At 37.5% G+C, this 1,365-nt stretch carries 1 protein-coding gene; it reads right to left on the bottom strand.

The window, feature by feature from the left end; genetic code table 11:
- Positions 1 to 1,365, bottom strand: a 1,365-nt coding sequence (locus BZJ19_RS16900) for a lipopolysaccharide biosynthesis protein (RefSeq protein WP_235608288.1), incomplete at both ends; no start/stop codon positions are given.

The following is a 1,365-nucleotide window of genomic DNA, read 5'->3' as shown; positions in this document are numbered from 1 at the left end:
GTTAATAGCAGTAGCAATAGCCAAACAAAAAATAAATACACAAAACTATTCTCGTTAACAACTGTGAATGTAGTTAATAACATATAGAGTGTGGTTATACCGTATATTTTAAATCTTGGAAACCCCCACCAAAGCTTTGCAGTCGCCTCTGTTCTGACAACGAAGTAGGCAAAAAAAGCTAACAATGTCGCAATTGCTGCACCAGAAGCCCCTAAATCAGGTATTAAAAGGTAGTTCAAAATTGCATTAACGATAAAAGCGCATATTGATGCAAGCATAGAAAATGACGATCTACGCGTAATACCAATACCAACACCTGTTGTTTCTGCCAACATTTTAAATAGTGGCATAGCAACACAAGCAACGATTAAGTATTCAATAGCTGAATATTCTGGCGGTAAAAAATAAACCAAAACAAAAGAAAACATTCCAACTAGCGTCCAGATTAAACAGACTGCAAGTAGCATACACTCAATGACGTTTAATACCTTGGTTTTGTCAACACCATTTTTTACCCATTTATACAGTGTCGGATGCCAGAGATTTGAGAATATTGTCGAAATAACTGATACGGCTCCAGCGAGTGATACTGATAACGCATAGACTCCAAGTTCCTCAAACCCTGAAAAACTACGTAAAAAGAAACGATCCATGGTTGTTAAGCCCCAGTACGCAATACCACCAGCAACAAGCGGTAGACTAAAGGTTAACATTCGATGCAAAAGTTCACGATCAAGCGGTTTTAATATAGCGGGCAACCATGTTGTTCTTGTCCACCACGCAAAAATACTTACCGAGCATCCAACGGCAAGTATATTCATTAGCATAAGAGTTTGAAAATCTGCATCTAAATTGAGCAAAAATATAAAGCAAATAAAAAAAAGCAAGAATAGTTTAGGAAAAACTTGAGTAGCAGAGAACACTAAGCCACGTTCTTCCATCCTTACAACATGTGCGAAAAAGTTAATCAAATAGCTGCAATATACACCAAGAATTAGTAACCAAGTGAGTAAAGTTGAATCGATATCAAATAATAATTTGGAAATTGACCATGGTAAAATACTTATAATTAACAGTGCTAAGGTTAAAACAGCTAGGCCGGGCAGTACTGCATGTTTAAATAAAGAGGGTTTGTCATCCTCTTCATGATACTCGCGTACGTAGGCTTGATGCATTGCTAAGCTAAATAGGGATACTGAGAGCCCTAGAGTGACTTGCAACATGGTCAACCGGCCTACATCCTCTACGCTAAAAAACCACGCTACAAAAGGAAGTGTAACTAAACTTAACGCAGCGGCCCCTATGGGGCCAATTGAGAACTGTACGATTTTTTTAATGTTCAAATGATTAAGCTCTTTATAATAT

This window comes from Salinivibrio proteolyticus (assembly GCF_001996165.1).
GTDB lineage: Bacteria > Pseudomonadota > Gammaproteobacteria > Enterobacterales > Vibrionaceae > Salinivibrio > Salinivibrio proteolyticus.
Note: the sequence above shows the minus strand (reverse complement) of the source record. Positions and strands in the feature narration are given on the sequence as shown.